Source organism: Achromobacter marplatensis, from assembly GCF_049060505.1.
GTDB lineage: Bacteria > Pseudomonadota > Gammaproteobacteria > Burkholderiales > Burkholderiaceae_B > Achromobacter > Achromobacter marplatensis_A.
Genome location: NZ_JBMGRB010000012.1, coordinates 100,007 through 124,426, shown reverse-complemented (window position 1 = coordinate 124,426; position 24,420 = coordinate 100,007). Strand labels below are relative to the sequence as shown.

The 24,420-nt window shown below is 65.7% G+C and carries 18 protein-coding genes; 13 read left to right on the top strand and 5 right to left on the bottom strand.

The features are described from left to right. The first annotated feature begins 38 nt into the window (after positions 1–38). From ACI0FO_RS26040 to ACI0FO_RS26015, 6 genes are all read left to right on the top strand, one after another. Complete coding sequence (locus tag ACI0FO_RS26040; RefSeq protein ID WP_105557727.1) at positions 39–1,061, top strand: TRAP transporter substrate-binding protein; 1,023 nt, start codon at positions 39–41, stop codon at positions 1,059–1,061. Positions 1,062–1,070: 9 nt separating this feature from the next. Continuing rightward, positions 1,071–2,951, top strand: coding sequence for a TRAP transporter large permease subunit (locus tag ACI0FO_RS26035; protein WP_416031521.1), 1,881 nt, complete (start codon positions 1,071–1,073; stop codon positions 2,949–2,951). Between the two features lie 73 nt (positions 2,952–3,024). Beyond that, positions 3,025–3,564 (top strand): VOC family protein, encoded by a 540-nt coding sequence (locus ACI0FO_RS26030; protein WP_088591170.1) that lies wholly within the window; start codon positions 3,025–3,027, stop codon positions 3,562–3,564. 37 nt (positions 3,565–3,601) lie between these two features. Then, positions 3,602–4,879: a ribulose-bisphosphate carboxylase large subunit family protein gene (locus ACI0FO_RS26025; RefSeq protein WP_416031519.1), complete on the top strand. Its 1,278-nt coding sequence runs from the start codon at positions 3,602–3,604 to the stop codon at positions 4,877–4,879. Further along, positions 4,876–6,225: a four-carbon acid sugar kinase family protein gene (locus ACI0FO_RS26020; RefSeq protein WP_416031517.1), complete on the top strand. Its 1,350-nt coding sequence runs from the start codon at positions 4,876–4,878 to the stop codon at positions 6,223–6,225. The genes ACI0FO_RS26025 and ACI0FO_RS26020 overlap by 4 nt, the downstream gene beginning before the upstream one ends. 77 nt (positions 6,226–6,302) lie before the next feature. Further along, positions 6,303–6,740 (top strand): energy transducer TonB family protein, encoded by a 438-nt coding sequence (locus tag ACI0FO_RS26015; protein ID WP_416031515.1) that lies wholly within the window; start codon positions 6,303–6,305, stop codon positions 6,738–6,740. Between the two features lie 61 nt (positions 6,741–6,801). Here ACI0FO_RS26015 and ACI0FO_RS26010 read toward each other — a convergent pair whose 3' ends face one another. The 4 genes from ACI0FO_RS26010 to ACI0FO_RS25995 all read right to left on the bottom strand — a co-directional run bounded on the left by ACI0FO_RS26010 (position 6,802) and on the right by ACI0FO_RS25995 (position 12,401). Beyond that, positions 6,802–9,237, bottom strand: coding sequence for a DNA internalization-related competence protein ComEC/Rec2 (locus ACI0FO_RS26010; RefSeq protein WP_416031513.1), 2,436 nt, complete (start codon positions 9,235–9,237; stop codon positions 6,802–6,804). A 214-nt stretch (positions 9,238–9,451) separates the two neighbouring features. Then, positions 9,452–10,153, bottom strand: a complete 702-nt coding sequence (locus ACI0FO_RS26005; RefSeq protein WP_416031511.1) for an RraA family protein — start codon at positions 10,151–10,153, stop codon at positions 9,452–9,454. Positions 10,154–10,184: 31 nt separating this feature from the next. Continuing rightward, entirely contained in the window at positions 10,185–11,165 is a 981-nt protein-coding gene (locus tag ACI0FO_RS26000; RefSeq protein ID WP_416031509.1) for a Bug family tripartite tricarboxylate transporter substrate binding protein, read from the bottom strand. Positions 11,166–11,201: 36 nt separating this feature from the next. After that, positions 11,202–12,401, bottom strand: coding sequence for a pyridoxal phosphate-dependent aminotransferase (locus tag ACI0FO_RS25995; RefSeq protein ID WP_416031507.1), 1,200 nt, complete (start codon positions 12,399–12,401; stop codon positions 11,202–11,204). Positions 12,402–12,531: 130 nt separating this feature from the next. Here ACI0FO_RS25995 and ACI0FO_RS25990 point away from each other — a divergent pair, with 130 nt between their 5' ends. From ACI0FO_RS25990 to thiM, 5 genes are all read left to right on the top strand, one after another. Then, the gene (locus ACI0FO_RS25990) at positions 12,532–13,461 is read left to right on the top strand and encodes a LysR family transcriptional regulator (protein ID WP_416031505.1); all 930 of its coding nucleotides are present in this window, start codon (positions 12,532–12,534) and stop codon (positions 13,459–13,461) included. A gap of 346 nt (positions 13,462–13,807) precedes the next feature. Next, positions 13,808–14,674, top strand: coding sequence for an RNA ligase family protein (locus ACI0FO_RS25985; protein ID WP_416031503.1), 867 nt, complete (start codon positions 13,808–13,810; stop codon positions 14,672–14,674). A gap of 10 nt (positions 14,675–14,684) precedes the next feature. Further along, the gene (locus ACI0FO_RS25980) at positions 14,685–15,821 is read left to right on the top strand and encodes an AAA family ATPase (RefSeq protein ID WP_416031501.1); all 1,137 of its coding nucleotides are present in this window, start codon (positions 14,685–14,687) and stop codon (positions 15,819–15,821) included. A 208-nt stretch (positions 15,822–16,029) separates the two neighbouring features. Next, positions 16,030–17,469, top strand: a complete 1,440-nt coding sequence (locus tag ACI0FO_RS25975; RefSeq protein ID WP_416031499.1) for an NAD-dependent succinate-semialdehyde dehydrogenase — start codon at positions 16,030–16,032, stop codon at positions 17,467–17,469. A 254-nt stretch (positions 17,470–17,723) separates the two neighbouring features. Further along, the gene (gene thiM / locus ACI0FO_RS25970) at positions 17,724–18,545 is read left to right on the top strand and encodes a hydroxyethylthiazole kinase (protein ID WP_416031497.1); all 822 of its coding nucleotides are present in this window, start codon (positions 17,724–17,726) and stop codon (positions 18,543–18,545) included. 3 nt (positions 18,546–18,548) lie between these two features. On the opposite strand, the gene ACI0FO_RS25965 is transcribed toward thiM, so the two are convergent. After that, entirely contained in the window at positions 18,549–20,651 is a 2,103-nt protein-coding gene (locus tag ACI0FO_RS25965) for a TonB-dependent receptor (RefSeq protein WP_416031495.1), read from the bottom strand. 251 nt (positions 20,652–20,902) lie between these two features. Between ACI0FO_RS25965 and ACI0FO_RS25960 the strand changes: the two genes are divergently transcribed. Both ACI0FO_RS25960 and ACI0FO_RS25955 read left to right on the top strand, forming a co-directional pair. Next, the gene (locus ACI0FO_RS25960; RefSeq protein ID WP_416031493.1) at positions 20,903–23,035 is read left to right on the top strand and encodes a 5'-nucleotidase C-terminal domain-containing protein; all 2,133 of its coding nucleotides are present in this window, start codon (positions 20,903–20,905) and stop codon (positions 23,033–23,035) included. A gap of 145 nt (positions 23,036–23,180) precedes the next feature. Then, complete coding sequence (locus tag ACI0FO_RS25955; RefSeq protein ID WP_416031491.1) at positions 23,181–24,401, top strand: MFS transporter; 1,221 nt, start codon at positions 23,181–23,183, stop codon at positions 24,399–24,401. Positions 24,402–24,420: the final 19 nt, after the last annotated feature.

Sequence of the window (24,420 nt, the reverse complement as noted above, 5' to 3'; positions counted from 1 at the left end):
CATCAAAAAACATCATAACTACGATTATGGAGACAACCATGAAGCTGCTGACACGCCGCAGTGCCCTGCGCCGCCTTTGCGCCGTTCCCGCCATGGCCGCCCTGGCCGGCGGATTCCCGCTGATTGCCCGCGCAGCCGACTACACGCTCAAGTACGGCAACAACCTGCCCGTTACCCACCCGCTGAACATCCGCGCCCAGGAAGCCGCCGAACGCATCCTGAAGGAAAGCAACGGCCGCGTCGACATCAAGATCTTCCCGAACAACCAGCTGGGCGGCGACACCGACATGCTGGCGCAAGTGCGCTCGGGCGGCATCGACTTCTTCACGCCGTCCGCGCTTGTGATCGCCACCCTGGTGCCGGTGGCCGCCATCAACGCCGTCGGCTTCGCGTTCAAGGACTACAACCAGGTCTGGGGCGCCATGGACGGCGCGCTGGGTGCGCACGTGCGCGCCGCCATCGCGCAGCGCAAGCTCTACGCGTTTGAAAAGATGTGGGACAACGGCTTCCGTCAGACCACCAGCAGCAAAGCGCCCGTCGCATCCGCGTCCGACATGAACGGCTTGAAGATCCGCGTGCCGGTCAGTTCGCTGCCGATCTCCATGTTCAAGGGCCTGGGCGCAGCACCCGCCAGCCTGCAGTTCAGCGAGGTGTATTCGTCGTTGCAGACCAAGGTGGTGGACGCGCAGGAAAATCCGCTGCCCATCATCCAGGTCGCCAAGCTGTACGAAGTGCAGAAGTACTGCTCGCTGACCAACCACATCTGGGACGGCTACTGGTTCATCGCCAACGGCCGCATGTGGGAAGGCCTGCCGGAAGACCTGAAGACCGTCGTTGCCCGCGGCATCAACGAAGCCGGCCTGGCGCAGCGCGAAGACATCAAGAAGCTCAACGCCTCGGTGCAATCCGATCTGGAAGCCAAGGGGCTGCTGTTCAATCAGCCGGCCGCCGACAGTTTCCGCGAACAGCTGCGCACCGCGGGCTTCTACAAGGAATGGCAAGGCCGTTTCGGCAACGAAGCCTGGTCGCTGCTGGAACAAAGCGTCGGCAAGCTGGCCTGAGGTCGCGCCATGTCTTCCTTGTCCGCTCCCCACGCCGCGGCTCCGGTGCTGCCGGCCACCCCCCTGCGCCGGGCCGCCAGCGCGCTGGACGGCGCGCTGGGCTGCGTGGTCGAGCACGCAGCCGCCGCCATTGTGCTGATCGAGATCGTGGTGCTGTTCGCCGGCGTCGTCTCGCGCTACGTGTTCCACAGCCCGCTGGTCTGGTCCGACGAACTCGCCTCCATCCTGTTCCTGTGGCTGTCCATGCTGGGCGCCGTCGTGGCCCTGCGCCGTGGCGAGCACATGCGCATGACGGCCCTGGTCAACAATGTCAGCCCCACGCGGCGCGCGCAGCTGGAAACCGTGGCGCTGGCCGCGTCGCTGGCCTTCCTGATCCTGATCCTGGCGCCCGCGATTGAATACGCGCACGAAGAGCATTTCATCATCACCCCCGCGCTGGAACTCAGCAACGCCTGGCGGGCCTCCGCCATTCCGGTGGGCATGGGGCTGATGGCTGTCGTGGCGGTGCTGCGGCTGCTGCGTACCCAGCCGTTGCCGCAAGTGCTGATGGCGCTGGCCGCCGTGGCGGTGATCGTTGCCGTGTTCTGGCTGGCGCAGCCCTTGTTCAAGGGGCTGGGCAAGCTCAACCTGGTGATCTTTTTCGTCGGCATCGTGGCCGCCACCGTGTTCTCGGGCGTGCCGATCGCGTTTTCGTTCGCGCTGGCGACGTTTTCCTATCTGGCGCTGACCACCAACACGCCAATGGAAGTGATGGTCGGCCGGCTGGACGAAGGCATGTCGCACCTGATGCTGCTGGCGGTGCCGCTGTTCATCTTCCTGGGGTCGTTGATCGAAATGACCGGCATGGCGCGCGCCATGATCCAGTTCCTGGCCAGCCTGCTGGGCCATGTGCGCGGCGGGCTGTCTTATGTGCTGATCGGCGCCATGTACCTGGTGTCGGGCATCTCGGGGTCGAAGATCGCCGACATGGCGGCCATTGCTCCCGTGCTGTTTCCTGAAATGCAGAAGCGCGGCGCCAAGCCGGGCGACCTGGTGGCGCTGCTGTCGGCCACCGGCGCCCAGACCGAAACCATTCCGCCGTCCATCGTGCTAATTACGATTGGATCGGTCACCGGTGTATCCATCGCCGCGCTGTTCACGGGCGGCCTGCTGCCCGCGGTGGTGCTGGGCCTGGCATTGTGTTCGGTGGTGTGGTGGCGCTACCGCAAGGAAGACCTGAGTCTGGTGCAGCGCTTCAGCGCCAAGGAAATCGGCCGCTTCTTCGTGATCGCCCTGCCCGCCGTCGCCCTGCCCTTCGTGATCCGCGCAGCGGTGGTGGAAGGTGTGGCCACGGCCACCGAGGTATCGACCATCGGCATCGTGTATTCCGCCGTCGTCGGCATCCTGGTCTACCGGCGTTTCGACTGGGCCCGCTTGCGGCCCATGTTGATCGAAACGGCCTCGTTGTCGGGCGCCATCATGCTGATCGTGGGCTGCGCCACCGCCATGGCCTGGGCGTTGACGCAGTCGGGATTCTCGGGCGATCTGGCCCGCCTGATGGCCGGCATGCCCGGGGGCAGCTACGGTTTCCTGGCCGTGTCCATCGTCGCCTTCATCATCCTGGGCAGCGTGTTGGAAGGCATCCCCGCCATCGTGCTGTTCGGGCCGCTGCTGTTCCCGATCGCGGTGCAGGCCGGCGTGCATGAAGTCCATTACGCGATGGTCGTGATCTTTGCCATGGGCATCGGTCTGTTCGCGCCGCCTTTCGGCGTGGGCTACTACGGCGCCTGCGCCATCAGCCGCGTCGATCCCAACGAGGGCATCGGCCCGATCTGGGGCTACATCGCCGCGCTGCTGGTCGGGCTGATCGTCGTCGCCGCCTTCCCCTGGTTCTCGATCGGTTTCCTATGACGCGACGCGGCAGGCGTCCGCCGCCTGCCGCACGCGCTTCGCCTCTTCCGCCACCTTTTCATAAAGATCCATCATGAGTCGTTTCCTGGGCGAAATCCGCCAACTCGGTTATGTGGTCCACGACATCGAAGCCGCCATGGACTACTGGAGCACCACGCTTGGCGTGGGCCCCTGGTACTACAACCCGCGCGTGCCGATCGTGAATTACCAGTACGACGGCGTCAGCCACGAGCCGCACAACTCGGTGGCGTTGGCCAACTCGGGCTTCGTGCAGGTTGAACTGATTCAGACGCGCAACGACGTGCCCTCCATGTACCGCGATTTCCTGCAAGCCGGCCGCACCGGCCTGCAGCACGTGGCCTACTGGACGGAAAGCTACGACGCCGATCTGGAACGCCTGCTGGCCCAGGGCTTCAAGCCCAAGATGAGCGGCGAGGTCGGCGAAAAAGGCCGCTTCATCTATTTCGACACCGAATACCACCCCGGCACCGTGATCGAGCTGTCCGAAGTGGCCGGCCCCAAGGGCCGCCTGTTCGATCTGATCCGCAACAGCGCCACGGATTGGGACGGCAAGGACCCCGTCCGTCCGTTCCCCGATCTGAGCCGCCTCTGAACGCCCCCTGCCCCGACACTGTTTGCCGCCCGCCACCATGAATTCCCAATCGTTTAGCGCCACCTATCTGATCGAAACGCCAATGGATCCCACCCGGGTCGCCGAGGTGATGGCGGGCGAGCAGTCCTGCGGCACGTTCACCCGCGTGCAGGGCGAAACCGACGAGCTGCGCGCCCGGGCCCGCGCGCGGATCGAATCCGTCGAACTTTTGGACACCGTGGCCACGCCCAGCCTGCCAAACGCCTGGCTGGCGCGCCAGCCGGGCGGCATGCCGGGGCAGTACCAGCGCGCCCGCGTCCGCATCGCCTTTCCCGTCGCGAATGTCGGCGCCAACCTGGCCACGCTGGCGGCCACGGTCGGCGGCAATCTGTACGATCTGGGCGAAGTCACCGGGCTGCGCCTGGAAAGCATGGAGCTTCCTGCCAACTACCGTGCCCAATTCGATATGCCGCAGGTCGGCATCGCCGGCACGCGGCAGCTGACGGGCGTAACCGCCGGGCCGCTGGTGGGAACGATCATCAAGCCCAATGTCGGGCTGTCGCCCGAACAGACGGCGCATCTGGTCGCGCAACTGTGCGCGGCGGGCGTGGACTTCATCAAGGACGACGAAGTCTGCGCCAACCCCACGCACGCCCCGCTGGCGCAGCGCGTCGCCGCCGTCATGGCGGTGGTGCGGGCGCATCGTGAACGGACCGGCCGGCAAGTCATGGTGGCCTTCAACATCAGCGACGAAACCGACGCCATGCGCCGCCACGCCGACCTGATCGAACGCGAAGAAGGCACCTGCGTCATGGCCAGCCTGAACTGGTGCGGCTTCTCGGCGATCCAGACCCTGCGCCGCAGCACGCCGCTGGCCCTGCACGGCCACCGCAACGGCTATGGCGCCCTGTCCCGCGCGCCGCTCCTGGGCATGGGTTTCCAGGCTTACCAGACGCTATGGCGGCTGGCGGGCGTCGACCACATGCACGTGCACGGATTGCAGGGCAAGTTCGCGCAGGACGACCGGGAAGTCGTCGACTCGGCGCGCGACTGCCTGGCCTCGCTAACGCTGGGCATCGACGACCCCGTCATGCCGGCATTCTCGTCCGGCCAATGGGCCGGCACCGTGCCCGCCACGTGGTCGGCGGTACGCACCGACGACCTGATGTTCATGTCGGGCGGCGGCATCCTGGCCCATCCGGACGGCCCCGCCGCCGGCGTGCAAAGCATCCGCCAGGCTTGGCAGGCGGTGCGCGAAGGGCAGTCGCTGGAAGACTTCGCGCGGCATGCGCCGGAACTGCAACGCGCCCTGGCCTTCTTCGGAAACCGCGCATGACTGGCGTCGAAGGCGGCACGTCCGCGCCGCGCGTGTGCTGGTATGGCGATGATTTCACGGGCGCCACCGACACGCTGGCCGAGGTGGCCCGCGCCGGCCTGCGCAGCCTGCTGTTTCTGGGCGTGCCCACGCCCGAACAACTGCGCCGCGCCGGTCCGCTGGACGCCTTGGGCATCGCTGGCGCCGCGCGCGCCATGGCGCCGGACCAGATGGAAATCGAATTGCGCGCCGTCGGCCGCTTCATGGCGGGCACCGGCGCGCGCGTGCTGCACTACAAATGCTGTTCCACCTTCGATAGCGCGCCGCACGTCGGCAGCATCGGCGTGGCTATCCGCGAACTGCGCCGCCACATGCCGAACCCGCTGGTACCCATTCTGGGCGGACAGCCGGGAATCGGGCGCTATTGCAGCTTCGCCCAATTGTTCGCCCGCGCAGGCAGCGCGCCCGAGATCCATCGCATCGACCGTCATCCGGTCATGAGCCAGCATCCCGTCACGCCCATGCACGAGGCCGATCTGCGCCTGCATCTGGCGGCCCAGGGCCTGGCCGATATCCGCTCGCTGCCGCACATCGCCTATCCCCGCCTGCGGCAGGCCGCCGACGCCCCCGGCGTGGAGGACTGGATCGATAGCGTGATCGAAACGTCCGACGGCCCCGTCCTTTTCGACGTGACCGACGACGAGCAATTGCCCGTCATCGGGCGGTTGATCTGGCGCGCGGCGGCATGCGTGCCGCTGCTGGCGGTCGGCCCCAGCAGCGTGCAGCAAGCGCTGGCCCGCGCCCACGCACCCGGCCGCGCGAACGCCCCTGGCGCCGCCTTGCCACCCGCGGCCGGCCCCGTCCTGATCGTGGCGGGCAGCCTGTCGCCGGTCACGGCGCGGCAAATTGCCGCCTGCCAACAGTACACACGCCAGCCATTGCATGTGCAGCGGCTGCTGGACGACCCCGACTACGCCGCGCGGCAGGTCCGGCTGGCAGCCTCGTCGCTGGCCGACGGGCGCAATGTGCTGGTCCACACGGACCGGCCCGCGCAAGCCGTCACCGCCCAACAGGCCGCGGCCACGGCAAGCGGCACCGCACGGCTCGCGGCAGCGATCGTGGCAGCCAGCGCGCAAGCGGGCAAGCGGCTGTCGCGCATCGGCATCGCGGGCGGCGACACCTCCAGCCAGGCCACGCTGGCGCTGGGGTTGTGGGGGCTGGCATTCCACAGCGTGCTGGCGCCGGGCGTCACCGTCAGCGTCGCCCGCAGCGACGACCCGGTCATCGACGGGGTCGAACTGATGCTTAAAGGCGGCCAGATGGGCGGCGACCGGCTGTTCGACGACCTGGCGGCGGGCACGGCGTAACGCACGGATGGCGTCGGTTATGCTGCCGGGATTCGTCCGGCAGATAGGCCGACGGCCCCAGCCCAGGAGATTTCCCCATGCATTGGCGGTACCGCGCCTTCCTCATTGCCGCGTTCGTCTTGGGTCTGCCCGTCCCCTTGCTCGCCAACACGCTGAATACGCAGGCCGAATGGCATACCGCCATCCGCCAGCAGCTGCAACGCAACATCGTGGCCCCCCGCGAGATCCATGAGGCCAATGCGGACCTGAACCTCCAGGTGCGCATCGTCGTCCTGCCCACTGGCGCCGTCGAAGGCGTGACGCTGGCCCGGTCTTCAGGCAACGTCGCGGTGGACAAGGCGACCTTGGCCATGATCCGGCGCGCCGGCCGGCTGCCCGCCTTCACGCCAGACATGGCGCCAGACAAGCAAATCGTCATGCTGCCCGTGCGCTATGTCGTCGAGAAAAGCGACATCGCTCCTCCGCCGTCGCCCCCGCCTGCCGTCAAGCAAACCCGCAAGCACGCGCCGGGCTAAACCGCGCCCGCACGCCCCGGCTCGCGTGCGCGGCCTGCCGGGGCAGCGCGGCCCTTTGCACCTAGCGCCCGTGCCAATACCGTTTGCCGCGTTCCCGCTGCGACCACACATTCAACCCTTGCGCGGCCGACTCTGCCATCACCGCCCCGTCCCGGTCACTGCGCCAGAAAGCCGCCCCCGCACGCAGCCAGCGCCGCGTAGCCGCCGGCGCCGGGTGACGAAAGCGGTTCAGGTGACCCGCCTGCGCCACGGCGTGGCTGGCTTGCACCGCTGCGATCCAGTCCCTTCCCGACGATGATGCCGAGCCATGATGCGCGGCCATCACTACGTCCGTCGCCGGGACGCCGCGCGCCACCAGCTCGCGTTCCTGCGCCACCCCGATGTCACCGGTCAACAGCAGCGAATGTCCGGCGCCTTCCACGCGAAGCACGCAGCTATCGGCGTTACGGTCGGCCACCGCTCCGCTACCGCCACCGGCTGGATGCAGGAAGGTGAACGTCACGCCGTCGACGTCCCAGGCGTCGTCAGCCTGGCACCGCAGCATCTCTTGCGGCAAGGCGGGTGGCAAGCCGGCAGCGGCCCCGCCCGTATCCGGCCACAACCGCGCATCCCGCCGCACGAACGCCGCCACGTCGAACGACGCATAGCTGCGCCGGACCGGCGCCGCCGCAAGCACCGCCCGCGTGCCGCCTACGTGATCCTGATCGGCATGCGATAACACCAGCACATCCAGCGCCCCAATGCCGCGCGCCCGCAGGAACGGCGCCACCACGCGTTCTCCTGCGTCGCTGCCGCCGTAATGGCGCGGGCCGGCATCGAACAGCAATGTCTGGCTTGCGGTTTCCACCAGGATGGCGCTGCCCTGCCCCACGTCCAGCGCGCTCATCCGCCAATACCCCGGCTCCGGCCGGTCAGGCCGCCAGCACAGCAGGGGCAACATGCACACCCACCCCACATGCCGCGCCGGCCAGCCGCGCGCCTGCATGGCCCACGCCATTCCCGCCACCGCCAGCAGCAACCAAGGCCACGGCGCTGCCGCCACCGCAAAGCTGGCCCAACCCGCATTGCCCACCCACGCCACCGGCACCATCGTGTAGTCGAACGCCGCCAGCCCCACCTGCCCTGCCCAGACCGCGATGCCCGCTGCGCCCGGCAAGACCGACAGCGCCGCGCATAACAACGCCAGCGGCGTCACGATAAACGTCACCGATGGGATCGCCACCGCATTGGCCAGCGGGGACCCTACCGAGACCTGATACACCAAAAAGGCCAGCAAGGGCGTCAGGCCCAACGTGACCAGCAACTGCAAGCGCGTCGCCTGCTGCAACCTGGCCATGCACCGCTTGCGCCAACCCGCTTCGGCATCAAAGGGCGCGTCCGCGATACGCAGCAGAATCGCCACTGCGCCGAACGACAGCCAGAACCCCGGCGACAACGGCGCCCACGGATCCAACGCCGCCACCGCCGCCGCCGCGCAAGCCAGCACCCGGCCGGCCGTCAACGGCAACCGCGACATCGCCGCCGCCAGCACCACCGACAACATGAAAAACGTGCGCCGCGCAGGCACGCCCCATCCCGCCAACAAGCAATACAGCAAGGCCACCATCGCCGCCGCCGCCCCGCCCGCGACCCGCGACGGCGCATATTCGGCCAACCCTACGCCACGCCAGCGCACCCGCCGCCACAGCGCCGCCACCAGCACGCCCGCAATGCCGGCTATCGACGTAACGTGCATGCCGCTGATCGACACCAGATGCGTGATGCCGCTGCGGTTGAAAATGCGCCAGTCATCTTGCGCCACCCCCGCCTGGTCCCCGATGGCCAACGCAATCAGCACCGGCGCATAACGATGGCTGCCCAAGGCCTTGCGCAACCCCTCGCGCACCCGATGCCGGGCGCGTTCAATGGCGATACCCGCCGACGCCCAGGGTTGGTCGTCCAGCAACTTGGGTTGCCCGCGCACGGTGCCTACCGCGCGCAAGCCGCGCGCGAACATCCGCGCCTCGGCGTCCGGCCCCGCGGGATTCAGCACGCCATGCGGACGCCGCAACACCAGCGCCATGCGCCAGACCTGACCCGGCAGCAGCTGGGGGATGGCCTGCAACGTTCCCCGCTTGGCCCCGGGCGGCGCTTGCCACGTTACCTGGATGCGCGACGGAATGCCGGGCCGGGCGGGTTCCGCCAGCTCGGCCATAAAACGTTGATGCCGATCATCGCCGTCCGGCAGTTCGGCTACCCGCAAGATCAAGCGCGACACCTGGTCCTGATGCACATCCGCCAGGGCATCGTCCAGCCGATACCGCGCTTGCAGACTGGCATTGAGCGTGCCGGCGCATAGCCCCAACACCAGGGCTGAAGCAATGCGAACCGCGTCAGGGCGACAGCGTGCCCAGCACAATGCGGCAAGCACGCCCAAGCCGGCGACCAGCCACAACAGCATCCGCCCCGGCAATGCCGGCAGGCTTTGCACCCACGCCGCGCCGGCCACGAACGCCAAGCAGAATGAACGACCGGTAATGTCCCTCTCCTAAAGCCTGGAGCGTAGGACGTAGCGGCATGAGGCAGGTCGTCAAGTGAAGGGATTCGTCCACCTCGGGAAGCCGCAGATACGGTTTATCGATAGCGATCAGCACAGTACAGATGTCGCCATTGCGGTCCGACACCGTAATCCTCGGCGGCACTTCGGCGCCCGGGCATTCCGTCACCTGGCCTTAAACGGGCAGGCCCTTCGCCCGCAGCAGCGAATCGAACCGCTCCGGGTCGGACGTGCCCGAACGATTTTCTTCACGTATCCTTGCCTCTTTATCCAGATGGCGGCGCGTGCGCAGCAGCACATCCTTGGCCTGTGCGGCGGGAATGGCGATCACGCCATCCGCATCCCCCACGATCACGTCGCCCGGCGCTACGTGCAGGCCGGCGCACGCAATCGGGACGTTGATTTCGCCCGGACCGTCCTTGGTCGGGCCGCGATGGGTATGGCCTTTGGCAAAGAGCGGCATGCCGCCTTCGGCCCACTCGACCACATCCCGTACCGCGCCATCGATGACCAGGCCGGCCAGCCCTTGTGCGATGCAGGTGGTGCGCATCAGCCCGCCGACCAGCGCCTGGGTCAGGTCGCCACCGCCGTCAATGACAAGCACGTCGCCCGGCCGCACCATGGTAAGGGCCTTATGAATCATCAGGTTGTCGCCCGGCCGCACGCGCACGGTAAAGGCGTTACCGCAGAGCACGGTATTAAGGTCCGCGTGATATTGACGCAACCCGATCGCGCCGATATGACGGCTCATGGCGTCGCCGATCGCGGCGACCGGTAGCGAAGAAAAGGCGGCAATGGTGTCGGCATCCGCGCCCTGCTGGCGCGGATGGATGCCGTAGCCCGCCGGCCACGCGACGGCGGAGGAAGAAGGGTTCATGTTTGAATATTCCCAATGCGGGTCTGGACGATCAAAGTTGAATGTCCGCGGTCCTGACCAGGTTGCCCCACTTGGCGCGGTCCGCCTTCAGGAAGGCCGCGAATTGTTCCGGCGTGCTCCCGACCGGCTCGATGCCGTCACGCTGGAAGCGCTCGCGTATCTCGGGATCCGCCAGCACCTGCGCGGTAGCCTGCTGCAGCGTTCTCACGGCTTCGGGCGGAATGCCAGGGCCCGCGCACAATCCCGTCCAGGGCGTGGGATTGAAATTCTTCAAACCAGCCTCGTCCGTCGTGGGAAGGTCGGGCAAGCCACGCAAGCGGTGATCGTTCGCAACCGCCAGCGCTTTCAATGCGCCAGATTGAATGTACGGCAGCGAACTGACGGCCTGGTCGAACATCAGCGATACCCGACCGCTGTTCAAGTCAACCATCGCCTGGCCCGCCCCTTTGTACGGCACGTGCACGATATCGATCTTGGCGTTGGAACGCAGCATCTCGCCCGCCAGGTGCGCGGTGGTGCCGTTGCCGGACGACGCGTAGTTGACCTTACCGGGATTCTCGCGGGCATACTTCAAAAATTGACCCACCGTCGATACCGGCAGGTCCTTGCTGACCAGCATCAGATAGGGCGTGTTGCCAATCTGCGTGATGGGGGTGATCGTCTCCACATCGAACGGCATGCGCTGGGGCAGGAACGGTTGAATGGACAGTGTGCCCGTCGTACACATGAACACCGTGTGCCCGTCGGCGGCCGCTTTGATGGCCGCATCCGCGGCGATGTTGCCTGCCGCGCCCGGCCGGTTCTCGACCACGACGGACTGCTTCAACACTGCTTCCAGCTTGGGGGCCAGCAGCCGCGCGATGATGTCGTTGGATCCGCCGGGGGCAAAACCCACGATCAAACGCACAGGCTTGTTTGGGTAATCCGCGGCGTGCGCGATCGGCGCGCACGCCATCAAGACGGCCGCGACCGTCTGGGTGACGCTTAGCGTCAGTGCTTGTTTTTTGTTCATGATTTTCCCCTTGTGATTTTTAAACAATGCGGCAGGTCAGGCCAGCTGCGCCCGTGCCTGCGCGATACGACGGCAACCTTCCTCCAGCACGGCGTCGCTGGCGGCAAATGAAATTCGGAAATGCGTGTCAACGCCGTAGGCCGAGCCTTGCAGCACCGCCAGGTTCTGCGCATTCAGCAGATGCAGCACCCATTGCTCGCTGTTCTGCAACTTGCTGCCATCCGGCAAGGTCAAGCCATACAGGCCGGCACACTTGGGAAAGACGTAGAACGCGCCCTCGGGGCTGGCGCAATCAATACCGTCAATGGCGTTGAGGGTTTGGACGATACGGTCCCGCCGCGCCTGAAAACGTTCACGGCTCTGCGTGACGAAATCTTGCGGACCAGTCAACGCCGCCAATGCCGCCGCCTGGCTCACCGAGCTTGGGTTGGATGTGCTTTGCGATTGCAGCTTGGTCATCGCCTTGATCAACGCCGCCGGCGCCCCGGCATAGCCAATTCGCCATCCGGTCATTGCATACGCTTTGGATACGCCATTCAGCGTCAGCGTGCGGTCCTTCAGGTCTGGCGCCACTTGCGCCAGCGTGTAGAACAATCGGCCGTCATAAAGCAGATGTTCATAAATGTCGTCCGTCAGAATCCAGACGTGCGGGTGCTTGCGCAAGACATCGGCCAAGGCCTGCAGGTCGGCTTGCGTGAAATTGGCACCACTGGGATTGTTCGGGCCATTCAAAATCAGCCAACGCGTGTTGGGCGTGATCGCGCGTTCCAGTTCTTCCGCCTGCAAACGGAAGCCGTTTTCCGCACGCGTGTTGACGATCACCGGCGTGCCGTTGGCCAGCAAGGTGATGTCGGGGTAAGACACCCAATATGGCGCGGGCACGATCACTTCGTCGCCGGTATCGACGGTGGCCATGATGGCGTTAAAAATGATCTGCTTGGCGCCAGTGCTGACGATGATTTCGTCCAGCCCGTAATCCAGTCCGTTTTCACGCGCAAACTTGGCGCGGACGGCTTCACGCAACGCAGCCGTGCCGCCCACATCGGTGTAGCGCGTTTGGCCATCGTTCATGGCGCGATAGGCGGCCTCGCGAATGTGTGCCGGCGTATCAAAATCGGGTTCGCCCGAGGTCAGGCCGACAATGTCCCGGCCCTGGGCGCGCAGCATGCGGGCATGCTGGCCCGCCATCGAACTGGCTGAAGGCTTGATACGCTGAAGTCTTGCGGCGGTTTGCATGGTCCATCCGGGGTCTATTGAACAGTGGACACATTATGGATACGATCACTTTCCAGGCGGTAGCGACTAATCCGCATACCCCGCCATTCCAGATTGGCATGGGTTCCTGGACTTTCACGGCTCCCTCCCCATGAATCCAACCTTCAAACAACTCGAGGCGTTCTATCACAGCGCCAAGCTGGGTAGCCTGAGCGCCGCCGCGACGACGCTGCACACGACGCAGTCCGCGATCTCGAAGCGAGTCAGCGATCTGGAAGCCGAATTGGGCAAGCGCCTGCTCCATCGCGGCACCACCGGTATTGTCCTCACCCCCGACGGCGAACGCCTTTTGCCCATGGCCGAAGAGGCGCTGCGGCTGCGGTTGCGCATGGCTGAAGCGGCGGGCGGCTCGGCGCCGCTGGAAGGCAAGGTCCGCATCGGCGTCACCGAACTGACGGCGCTTAGCTGGCTGGGCCTGTTGATCAGCACCGTGGTGAAAGAGTGTCCCGGTTTGACCTTGGAGCCCAGCGTGGCGCCCGGCCTGCAGTTGATTGATCAACTGCGCCAACATGAACTGGATCTGGCCATCGTGCCAGGCACGTACTGGGGCGAGGACTTTCAACTGATGCCGGTGGGCGTCGTGGAGAATGTCTGGATGGCCAGCCCTTCGCTGGGCGTACCGGAAGGCCCCTTGAAGCCGGTGGATTTTGCGCTGTACCCCTTTCTTGAACAGTCCCACGATTCCAGCAAAAGCCTGTTCTATCGGCCCTGGCTGGAGGAACACGGGTTCCGGTTCAACCGCGTCTTCGCCAGCAACAGCCTGGCCGTGCTGGGGGAATTGACCATCGACGGTTTCGGCATCAGTCAGCTGTGCCCGGCGTATTTCCGGCCGGAACTGGAAGCCGGCCTGCTGAAGATTGTTCACAGCGTCCCCATGCCGCCGCCGATGATCTACAACGCGGTGTTTCACCAGGGCTCGCTCGATACGCGCGCCGAATACATCGCGCGGCGCGCGGCCAAGGTCTGCGACTTTTCGCGCCGCCGCAATGTGCCCGCCAGCGGCTTTTCCGGTCGGCCATAAGGCCCTATCGACCAGGGCCCCAAGTAAACCGAAATCCTTGCGCACCGTGTTCCCGGTATCGCACCGTGCGTTGACAAACCCCTTCCCGATGTCTTAGGATTCGGCCTCTTTTCCACCCCTTTTCATCTGAGTGCAACCGTGTCTGCCATCCGTCACTACGCCTAAACGCCGACGACTACCTCCCTGGTAATCGCGGTCTGCCTGCGCGCCCCGTGCTGCTCGACGCCTGAGTCTTGAGCGCATGCCATGGGGTCCAGGCGCGGTTCCAGGAAGCACACACCCCACTCGCTTTCCTTTCCCGTCCAGACTGCGTCGTCGGCTTTTCCATCCCATTGGAGAAGACCCCATGACGCAAGATTTCTGCGCTTACGCGCAATCGCTGGACCTGTTTCGCTACCCCCGCACGCCCCACCTGGAAGGCTCGCGCCTGCAAGACGGCGACGAAGGCCACGACCACGTGCCGTACCGCCAGTTGGCCGGCCTGCACCTGGTCGTCGAAGAAAAACTCGACGGCGCGAACACCGGCATCAGCTTCAGCCCATCGGGCGAACTGCTGCTGCAATCGCGCGGCCACTATTTGGTGGGCGGCGGCCGCGAACGGCAATTCAGTTTCGTAAAAGCCTGGGCCGCGGCGCACACCGGCTGGCTGCTTGAGCGCCTGGAGGATCGCTACGTGATGTATGGCGAAACGCTGTCGAAGAAACACTCGGTTTTCTACGACGCCTTGCCGCACCATTTTTTCGAGTTCGATGTCCTGGATCGTCACAGCGGCGAATTCCTGTCCACCGACGCGCGCCGCGCCTTGCTGGCGGATGGCCCCGTGCTGTCCGTGCCGGTGCTGTATGAAGGCGTGGCGCCGCCCAGGCTTGACACGTTAAAGGCCCTGCTGCGGCCGTCGCTGGCCAAGACCGCAGACTGGCGCAAGGCATTTGAAGCCACCGTGCTGCGAGAAGGCCTGGACCTGCAACGCGCCTGGAAGCAATGCGACAAATCGGACCTGTCGGAAGGCCTGTACGTCAAAGTGGAAGCCGACGGCAGGACGACCGCCCGCTACAAGTGGGTACGACGAGATTTCGTGCAGGCCATTCTGGATTCGGACAAACACCATTCCGAACAGCCCTACGTGCCCAACCAGTTGACGCCCGGCGTTGACCTCTACGCGCCGCGTCTCGCGGTGGACTGGGACACGCTGCGCAGCGCCGCCGGACAATAAGGAATAAATCATGCAATACGAAGCACTGCGGGCACTTACGCCGGCTCCGGGCAAGGCGCCGGATTTCAACGCCTGCCTGGCGGCATTTCCCGCGCTGGAGCTGGCCAAGACCACGCCGCAAGACCCGCGCTATCACGGCGAGGGCGATGTCTGGACCCATACGAAAATGGTGATGGAAGCGCTGCTGGCATTGCCGCAATACCAGGCGGCGGATCGAGCCGACCAGGAAATCGTATTTCTTGCCGCGCTGCTGCACGACATCGCCAAGCACAGCACGACCGTCATCGATCCGATCACCGGCGCCATCGGCCAACCCGGCCACTCCCGCAAGGGCGCCATCGACGCGCGTATCGCGCTGTGGGATGCGGGCGTGCCCTTTGCCGTGCGCGAGGCCGTGTGCAGGTTGATCGCGGTGCATCAGGTGCCGTTCTTCGCGCTGGAGGGCTCGCGCCGTGGCAAGACGCCCGAGTTCATCGTGCGGGAACTGTCCTGGCAGGTCGACATTCCATTGCTGGCCATGCTTGCCGAAGCCGACATGCGTGGACGCATCTGCCCGGACGGTCAGCGCGTACTGGACAACATCGCGCTGTTCTGCGAACTGGCGCGCGACGAACGGTGCTTTGGCCAGCCACGCGCCTTCGCCGATGCCCATACCGCGGTCAGCTACTTTCGTGGCGCCGACGTGCATCCCGATTACCCGCTATTTCAGGAACCTGGATCGCGGGTGGTGGTGATGTCGGGGCTGCCCGCGTCGGGCAAGAACACCTGGGTGGCCCGGCATCATCCCGAGCTGCCAGTGATTTCGTTCGATGATGCGCGGGAAGAGCTTGGCCTGCGCCACGGCAAGAATGAGGGCATGGTGGCGCACCTGGCTATTGACCGAGCCCGCGAACTGCTGCGGCGCAAGGCGCCCTTCGTCTGGAACGCCACCCACCTTAGCGAACTGATGCGCAAGAAAACGCTGGATCTGCTGTATTCCTATCATGCGCAAGTTGAACTGGTTTATCTGGAGCAGCCGCGCGCCGAACTGCTGCGCCGGAACACCCGGCGCGATACGTCTCTGTCGAACAAGACGTTAACCAGCATGCTGCACCGCTGGGACCTGCCGCTGCCCACCGAGGCGCATCGGGTGACGTATGCGGTATGACCCCGGGGCGGCGTGCCCGTGATCGGGCGCCCCGCCCGGGCGTCCGCCCAGTGGGCGGTGGATTCGTCTGGAATTTCGGCGTAGAGTCATTGTTTCCCTACTGATCGGACGCGTTTTTTCCGCAGAACCCCGAGATGGGCATGGATGCTGCCGCAGGTTCGCCCAGCCATCCCGGATAGACCGTCACCCCCGCCCCTACGGAGACCCCATGGCTGATTACCCGAATACCCTTCTTCTGATCGACAACGAATGGCGCGAAGCGAAAGGCGGCGCGCGTATTGATGTCGTGAACCCCGCCACCGGCCAGAAGATCGGCCAAGTGGCCCATGCCAAGCGCGAAGACCTGGACTTGGCCCTGGCCGCCGCGCAGCGCGGGTTTGAAACCTGGCGCGACACCTCGGCCCACGAACGTTGCGCCGTCATGCGCCGCGCGGCCGCCCTGTTGCGCGAACGCGCGGATTCGGTGGCTCGGCTGCTCACGCAGGAACAAGGCAAGCCCCTGGCCGAGGCGCGCGGCGAAGTGCTGGCTGGCGCCGAGATCATCGACTGGTTCGCCAACGAGGCGCTGCGTGTCTATGGCCGCATCGTGCCGTCGCGCAACCCGCTGGCGCAGCAATTGGTCATCAAGGAACCCGTCGGCCCGGTCGCCGCGTTCACGCCGTGGAACTTCCCGGTCAACCAGATCGTTCGCAAGCTGGGCGCCGCGCTAGCCACGGGCTGCTCCTTCCTGGTGAAGGCGCCCGAAGAGACCCCCGCGTCTCCCGCCGCCCTGCTCAACTGCTTTGTCGACGCCGGCATCCCCAAGGGCGTGCTGGGCCTGGTCTTCGGGTCGCCCGCCGAGATTTCCAGCTACCTGATCCCGCATCCGGTGATCCGCAAGGTCACGTTCACCGGTTCGACCCCGGTCGGCAAGGAACTGGCCGCGCTGGCCGGCCGCCACATGAAGCGCGTCACGATGGAACTGGGCGGCCACGCGCCGGTGATCGTGGCCGAGGACGCCGACGTCGAACTCGCCGTGAAATGCTCCGGCGGCGCCAAGTTCCGCAACGCGGGCCAAGTCTGCATTTCGCCGACGCGCTTCCTGGTGCACAAGAACGTCAAGGCCGCTTTCGAGCAAGCCTTCGTCGCCCACGCCGAAAAGCTCAAGCTGGGCGACGGCCTGACCGAAGGCACGACGCTTGGCCCCTTGGCCAATGACCGTCGCCTGGTGGCCATGGACAAGATCGTCAAAAACGCCAGCGAAAAGGGTGCGCGCATCGCCACGGGCGGCGCACGGATCGGTGGCGCCGGCAATTTCTTCGCGCCCACGATCCTTACCGACGTCCCGCTTGACGCCGACATCTTCAACGAAGAACCGTTCGGTCCGATCGCCGCGATCCGCAGCTTCGAAACGCTGGACGAGGCCATCCAGGAAGCCAATCGCCTGCCGTTCGGCCTGTCCGCCTATGGCTTTACCAAGTCGATCAAGACGGCGCACGAGCTATCGCGCCGCCTTGAAGTGGGCATGCTCTGGGTCAACCAGCCCGCCACCCCGTCCGCCGAACTCCCGTTCGGTGGCGTGAAGGATTCCGGCTACGGCTCCGAGGGCGGCCCGGAAGCGCTTGAGGCCTATCTGGTGACGAAGGCGGTTTCCATCGTCGGCGTCTGATATTGCCCGCACGCCATCGGTTCGGCGCCGCGCCGGACCGGTGGCGCGGCCACTGCCCGCCCGCTTCCCTGCCGGCCGCATCGGCCGTGTAGCGCGTTATCCCCATAAGCCCCGCACGTGAAGCGCCCCCAAGAAGCGGGGCGGTCGGTTCACGTGCGGGGCTTATTTATTGTGGGCGATGCCGGCAAGCGCCACGCTTGACAAGGCCGCCTGCCCCCCAGACCATACGCGGATCCCCTCTTTTCCTTCTTCGCATGGCTGCATCCCATTCCGACATCGCCGCCCTGGCCCGGGCGTCGCAAGACCTGTACGCGACGGTGCGCCGCGACGCGCCACTAGTACAGTGCCTGACCAATTTCGTGTCCATGAACATCGCCGCCAACGTGCTGCTGGCGATGGGCGCGTCGCCCGCCATGGTGCATGCCGCCGAAGAAGCGCCGGAGTTCGCGCGCATCGCTGGCGCCGTCGTGATCAATATCGGCACGCTGTCGGCGCCCTGGCTGGACAGCATGCTGGCGACGGCGGACAGCGCCCGCCAGGCTGGCATCCCGTGGGTGCTGGACCCGGTCGCCCACCACGCCACCGCCTTCCGCCGCGATGCCGTGCAACGCCTGCTGGCCTTGCAGCCCGCCATCATCCGCGGCAATGCTTCCGAGATCATCGCGCTGGCCGGCGGCCAAAGCGCCGGCAAGGGCGTGGACGCGCGCGACGCCGTGGCGCAGGCCGAGCAATCCGCGCGGGCCATCGCCACCGCCCATCGGACGGTCGTAGCCGTGACCGGCGAAACGGACTACGTCACCGATGGCCAGCGCGCCGTGCGGGTGACGGGCGGCTCCGCGCTGATGCCGCGCGTGACCGCCACCGGCTGCGCGCTGACGGCGCTGGTCGGCGCCTTCGCGGCAGTGTCCAAGGACGATCCGTACACCGCGGCCGTCGCCGCGCTGTCCTGCTTCGGCATTGCGGGCCAGCGCGCCGGCGCCTTGGCGGACGGGCCGGGTTCCTTCGCCTGGCGATTCCTGGATGCGCTGGCCGCCCTGGAAATCGACAGCCTGACGCAGGAATCGCCGTTGCGCTGACGCCTACATCCGATACTGCAAGCTCAGCATCGCGTTGCGCGGCGCGCCCGGCATGTTCAGGTTCGGGCTGCTGCCATGCCCCGATACGATGTACCCGGCATCGAACAGGTTGTACACGTTCAGTTGCACGGCATACGGCCCCTTGCGCCACCACGCGGCGGCATCCGCCGTCACATAGCCCGGCAACGTGACCGTGTTGCCGGGGTTGGCGAAGCGCGCGCCCACCAGATTCAGGCCGGCGCCCGCGCCAAACCCTTCGCCCAGGTCTTTGGTTACCCAGATGTTGGCGGCATGGCGCGGCGTCAATGTGGCGCGCTTGCCCTCCACGTTCTGCCCCGCGTCGCGCGCGACCGACTTGGTGACGCGCGCATCCAGGTAGGCGTAGCCAAGCATGGCGCGCCAGCCGTTGGACAGGTCGCCCGACAGCGTCCATTCCGCGCCATCGGTCCGCTGCGTGCCCACCGGCACTAACGTATTGGTGACGGGATTGTTCACCTTGATGTCGGTGCGTTCCAGGCGGAAGACGGACACGGTCGTCGACAGCTTGCCGTCCAGGAAATCGTACTTGGCGCCGACCTCATAGTTGGTTGTCTTTTCGGGCGCCAAGTCCGCGTTGTTGGCCGCCAGCGAGAACGCTTCGCCGGAAGGTTGGTAAGACTGGCTCCACGAGACGTAGTACGACTGCACGGCATCCGGTTGGAACACCAGCCCCAGGCGCGGGCTCCAGTTGGAATCCGTGCGGGCCAAGTCCGTGCCGTTGCGACGGTCTTCGGTCTTCTGTTCAAAACGGTCGTGCCGCACGCCAGCCAGCACTTTCCAGTGATCCCCCAGCGACACCATGTCCTGCACGTACAGGCCCAGCGTGTTGAAACGGCCCAGGTTGTTCGTGCCAGGATTGCCCGGCACCTGCAATGGCAAGGTCGGCAGCACTGGATCAAACAGATTGACCGTGGCCACGGCATTGGCCGAATAGTTGACCAGGTTTTTGTTCTGCTGACCCACTTCCACGCCATACAAGATGTCGTGGCGCACGGAACCCCATTGGGCGCGCTGCATCAGTTCGGTCTGGTTGGTCCAGCCATGTTCGTCGCGCAGCACGTTGGACCGGTTCAGCGTTACCGTTTGGGCGGCTTCGTTCACGACGCCGGGCAGCGTGTTGTTGCGGTTGAGCGTGTAGTGGTAGTAGCGCGTGGCGTTTCGCACCGACCAGTTTTCGTTGAAGCGGTGGTTCAGCGTGGCCGCGTAGGACTGGACGCGTGCCTGCGAATAATCCACGTCGCGGGCGTTCTCGGCGCCGTAGTACGTGGACGGGTCCACATCCACGGGCCGGCCGCGATAAGCCGGAATGCCGAAGTCCGTGATGCGGCGGTCTTCCAGGAATTCGGTCTGGAGCAGAAGGGTCGTGTCTTCGCCCAGCCGCAACTGGGCCGACGGCGCGATGGCCTTGCGGTCCAGGAATTGCTTGTCGCGATAGCTATCGCCCTTCTCGACCGCACCCGTCAGGCGCCACGCCATGCTGCCGCTTTCGTTAGCGCGGCCCAGGTCCACATCCAGCCGGCGGTCGTTCCATCCGCCGTAGCTCAGGCCCACCTGCGAGATGTCTTCGCCCGGCTTCTTGGTGATGCGGTTGATCAAGCCCCCGGACGAGCCCCGGCCATACAGCACCGCGGCCGGGCCCTTGATGACGTCGACGCGTTCGACATTGGACAGATCGCGGAAATACAGCGCGTCGTCGCGGAAGCCATCGACGAACTGGTCGGCAATAGCGGTGAAGCCACGGATCGACACCTGATCGCGCTGGCCGTCGCCAGTCGAAAAGCTAACGCCCGGCACGTTCTTCAACGCGTCCTGCATCGACATCGCGTGCTGATCGCGCATGACTTCAGCCGGCACCACGTTCACCGTCTGCGGAATATCGCGCAGCGGCGCGTCGATCTTGGTGGCGCTGGTGGAATCGGGCGGGTTGTAGCTTGTTTGCGCATCGTCGCTACCGACCACGCTGACGGCGGGCAAGGTCGGCGTATTGGATTGGCCGTGGGCGGGGGCCGGGCTGGCAAGGGGCGCCAGGGCAAGTAGTGCTGCGGAGAGGGATCGAGGGGCGTGCATGGCCGTGACAGGTCTTTCTGAAGTCGTTTGAAATGGAACGAAGCGCCATTTTCTTGACAATGAGAATCACTCGCAATTTTTTTATCGTTTCGTTGCACGGCGGCCACGATAAATGAGACAGGCATCCCATTCAGCTCTCTGTCAGGCGCTCTATGCCACCCGTGCGCGAACCCGGCTCGTCTGCCCTGGACGCCATGTCACCACCGAGTCACACACTGTCCCCAAAATCGATTTCCTTCAAACCCGGAGGAATGACGGTGAAGCCACACATACGAAAACTCTTTGCACTGTCCGCCAGCCTGGCGCTTGCGGCCGGCTTGGCTGGCTGCGGCGGCGATGACGACGACGATGACGCGGACACGGGCACGGGCACGCCCCCGCCCGAAGTCAGCGTGCCCCAAGGCGCCGCGATGGACCTGGCAATTCTTGCCACCACCGACCTGCACGCCAACGTGCTGGGCTACGACTACTACAAGCTGACGGAAGACAAGAGCTATGGCGTGGACCGGACCGCCACCCTGATTGCCAACGCTCGCAAGCAGCACGCCAACACGTTGTTGTTCGATAACGGCGACACCATCCAGGGCACCGCCCTGTCCGACTACCAGGCGCTGGTATCGCCCGTGCAGTGCTCGGACATGATCGCCATCTACAAGCAGATGAAGCTGCTGGCCTATGACGCGGGCACGATGGGCAACCACGAATTCAACTATGGCCTGCCCTTCCTGTCGCAGATCACGAACGTGGACTTTGGCCTGGCCGGCATCGGCAAGGGCACGGCACAGACCAACCCGGCGGGCGCCAAGGATTGCGCGGCGCCCGGCTTCCCCTTCGTGTCGGCCAACGTGGTGTCGGCGGCCAGCAAGCAGCCCATTTTCAAGCCCTGGGTATTGCTGGAAAAGACCTTTAAGGCCACGGACGCCAGCGGCAAGACGATCGACGTGCCGTTGAAAGTCGGCGTCATCGGTTTCGCGCCCCCACCCATCCTGCAATGGGACAAGGCCAACCTGGAAGGCCACGTCGAAGTCACCGGCTGGAAGGAAACCGCGCAGCGCTTCGTGCCCGAGATGAAGGCGGCGGGCGCCGATCTGATCGTGGCGTTGGCGCATGGCGGCATCGACATGAAGACTGCCTACAGCCCGTCAATGGAGAATGGCGCCGGCTATCTGAGCCAGGTCCCGGGAATCGATGCGCTGATCACCGGCCACCAGCACTTGTTGTTCCCCGACACCAGCGCCACGTCGCCGTTCCGGGGGCAGGCCGGCATCGACCTGGAGAAAGGCCTGATCAATGGCGTGCCGGCGGTGCAGGCCGGCCAATGGGGCAACAACCTGGGCCAGATCACGCTGAAGCTCTCGTATGACAAGGGCTGGAAGGTGCAGAAGGACGCCACCACTGTCCAACGCATCTCCACGCGCCTGACCGCGCAAAGCGGCGCCACGCCGGCAACCTATGTCGCCTCGGACGCCGCCGTGCAGCAACTGGTGCAAGCCGAGCACGCCGCCACGATCGCCTACGTGAAAACGCCGATCGGGCAAAGCCAGTTCGACATGGCCACCTACTACGCGCTGACGGGCGACGTGTCGGCCTTGCAGATCGTGAACATGGCGCAGATCGACTATCTGACGGATTACATCGCCAAGAACAACCCGTCGTATGGCAACCTGCCCATCCTGTCGGCCGCCGCACCGTTCAAGGGCGGGCGCAACGGCCCGGGTGACTTCACCTTCGTGAAGCAGGGCAATGTGGCGATCAACAACGCCGCGGATCTCTACCTGTACCCCAACACGCTGCAGGTCGTGCGGGTCACGGGCGACACCGTCCGCCTGTGGCTGGAAAAGACGGCCGAACAGTTCAAGCAGATCGACCCCGCCCAGGTTGCCCCGCAAGACCTCGTCGACACCAGCTTCCCCACGTTCAACTTCGACGTGCTGTACGCGGCGGGCAACGCGCTGAAGTACCAGATCGACGTCAGCCAGCCCAAGGGTTCGCGCATTTCGGGGCTGACCTATCAGGGCGCGCCGCTGGACCCTGCCGCGCAGTTCCTGGTCGTCACCAACAACTACCGCGCCAGCGGCGGCGGCGATTTCCCGGGTTTGGCGGGCGGCAAGGGCGACATCGTGCTGCAAGCCCCGGACGCCAGCCGGGACGTGCTGATCAACTACATCAAGAAGAACCCCACGCTGGACCTGGCCACCTATGGCCTGGACCGCAGCTGGCGCTTCAAGCAATTGGGCGCGCTGGCCGGCCCCGTCCTGTTCTGGTCCGTCCCCGGCACCTTGCCCATGGCCGTGGCCCATGGCGTTACCAACGTGTCGGTGCATGACGCCACGCCGGACGCCACGACGCAGCTGTCGCGCTACGCCGTCGATCTGAGCCAGTAAGCGCACCTGCTGGCCCCTGGGGTGCCCGAATGCCGGGGCGCCCCAGGCCCATTTTCGGGCGAGTAGACATTTAAATGACAGCTTAGGGTGCTTACAATACCGCTGTTGCGTCGCAACATTTCAGCGAATCCCCTCTTTTAGTCACATGTCCCACCCTGCTTCCCCGCAGCACCGGCCCGCGCTGGTGCTGCTTGCCCTTGCTGTCGGCAGCTTCGCCATCGGAACCACCGAGTTCGCCACGATGAGCCTGCTGCCCTATTTCTCCCAGTCGCTGGGCATCGACGCGCCCACCGCGGGCCACGTCATCAGCGCCTATGCGCTGGGCGTGGTGGTCGGCGCGCCGATTCTTGCCGTGCTTGGCGCCAAGATGCCTCGCCGCCGGTTGCTGATCGCGTTGATGGGCCTGTTCGCCGTCGGCAACGGTCTAAGCGCGATTGCGCCCGACTACCATTGGATGCTGTTTTTCCGCTTTCTAAGCGGGCTGCCGCACGGCGCGTACTTCGGCATCGCGTCGCTGGTGGCCAGTTCGCTGGTGCCCGCCAACCGCCGCACCGTGGCCGTGGGCCGCGTCTTCCTGGGCCTGACGGTGGCGACCATCGTGGGGGTGCCGATGGCCAACTGGCTGGGCCAGGTCATCGGCTGGCGCTGGAGCTTCGGCCTGGTGTCCTTGCTGGCGCTGCTGACCATGATCAGCGTGGCGGTCTACGCGCCCGACACGCCGGCGGACCACAAGGCCAGCCCGCTGCGCGAACTAAGCGCGCTGGGCCGCGGCCAGGTCTGGATCACGCTGGCGATCGGGGCGGTAGGCTTCGGCGGCCTGTTCTCGATCTACACCTATCTGGCTGACACGTTGACCGCCGTCACGCACGTGGCGCCCACGACGGTGCCGTTCGTGCTCAGCGCGTTCGGCGTCGGCCTGACGGTGGGCAACATGGTGGTGCCGGTCTTTGCCGACCGCGCGGTCATGCGCACCGCCGGCCTGTTGCTGCTGTGGTCTGCCGTGGTGCTGGCGCTGTTCCCGCTGATGGCGCATAACGTCTGGCTGATCACGCTGAACGTGTTTCTGGTCGGCGTGGGCGGTGCGCTGGGCACCGTGCTGCAGACGCGCCTGATGGATGTCGCGGGCGATGCCCAGGGGCTGGCCGCGGCGCTGAACCACTCGGCCTTCAATACCGCCAACGCGCTGGGGCCATTCCTGGGCGGCCTGGCGATCGCCGCGGGTTTCGGCTGGACTTCCACCGGGTGGGTGGGCAGCCTGCTGGCCATCGGCAGCATGCCCTTGTGGCTGTGGGCCGTCATGCTGGAACGCCGCCACCGCGCCGCGGGTCAAGCCCGCCTGGTCGCCAGCGCGGATACCGCACGCTGATTACGCCAGCCGGGCCGGC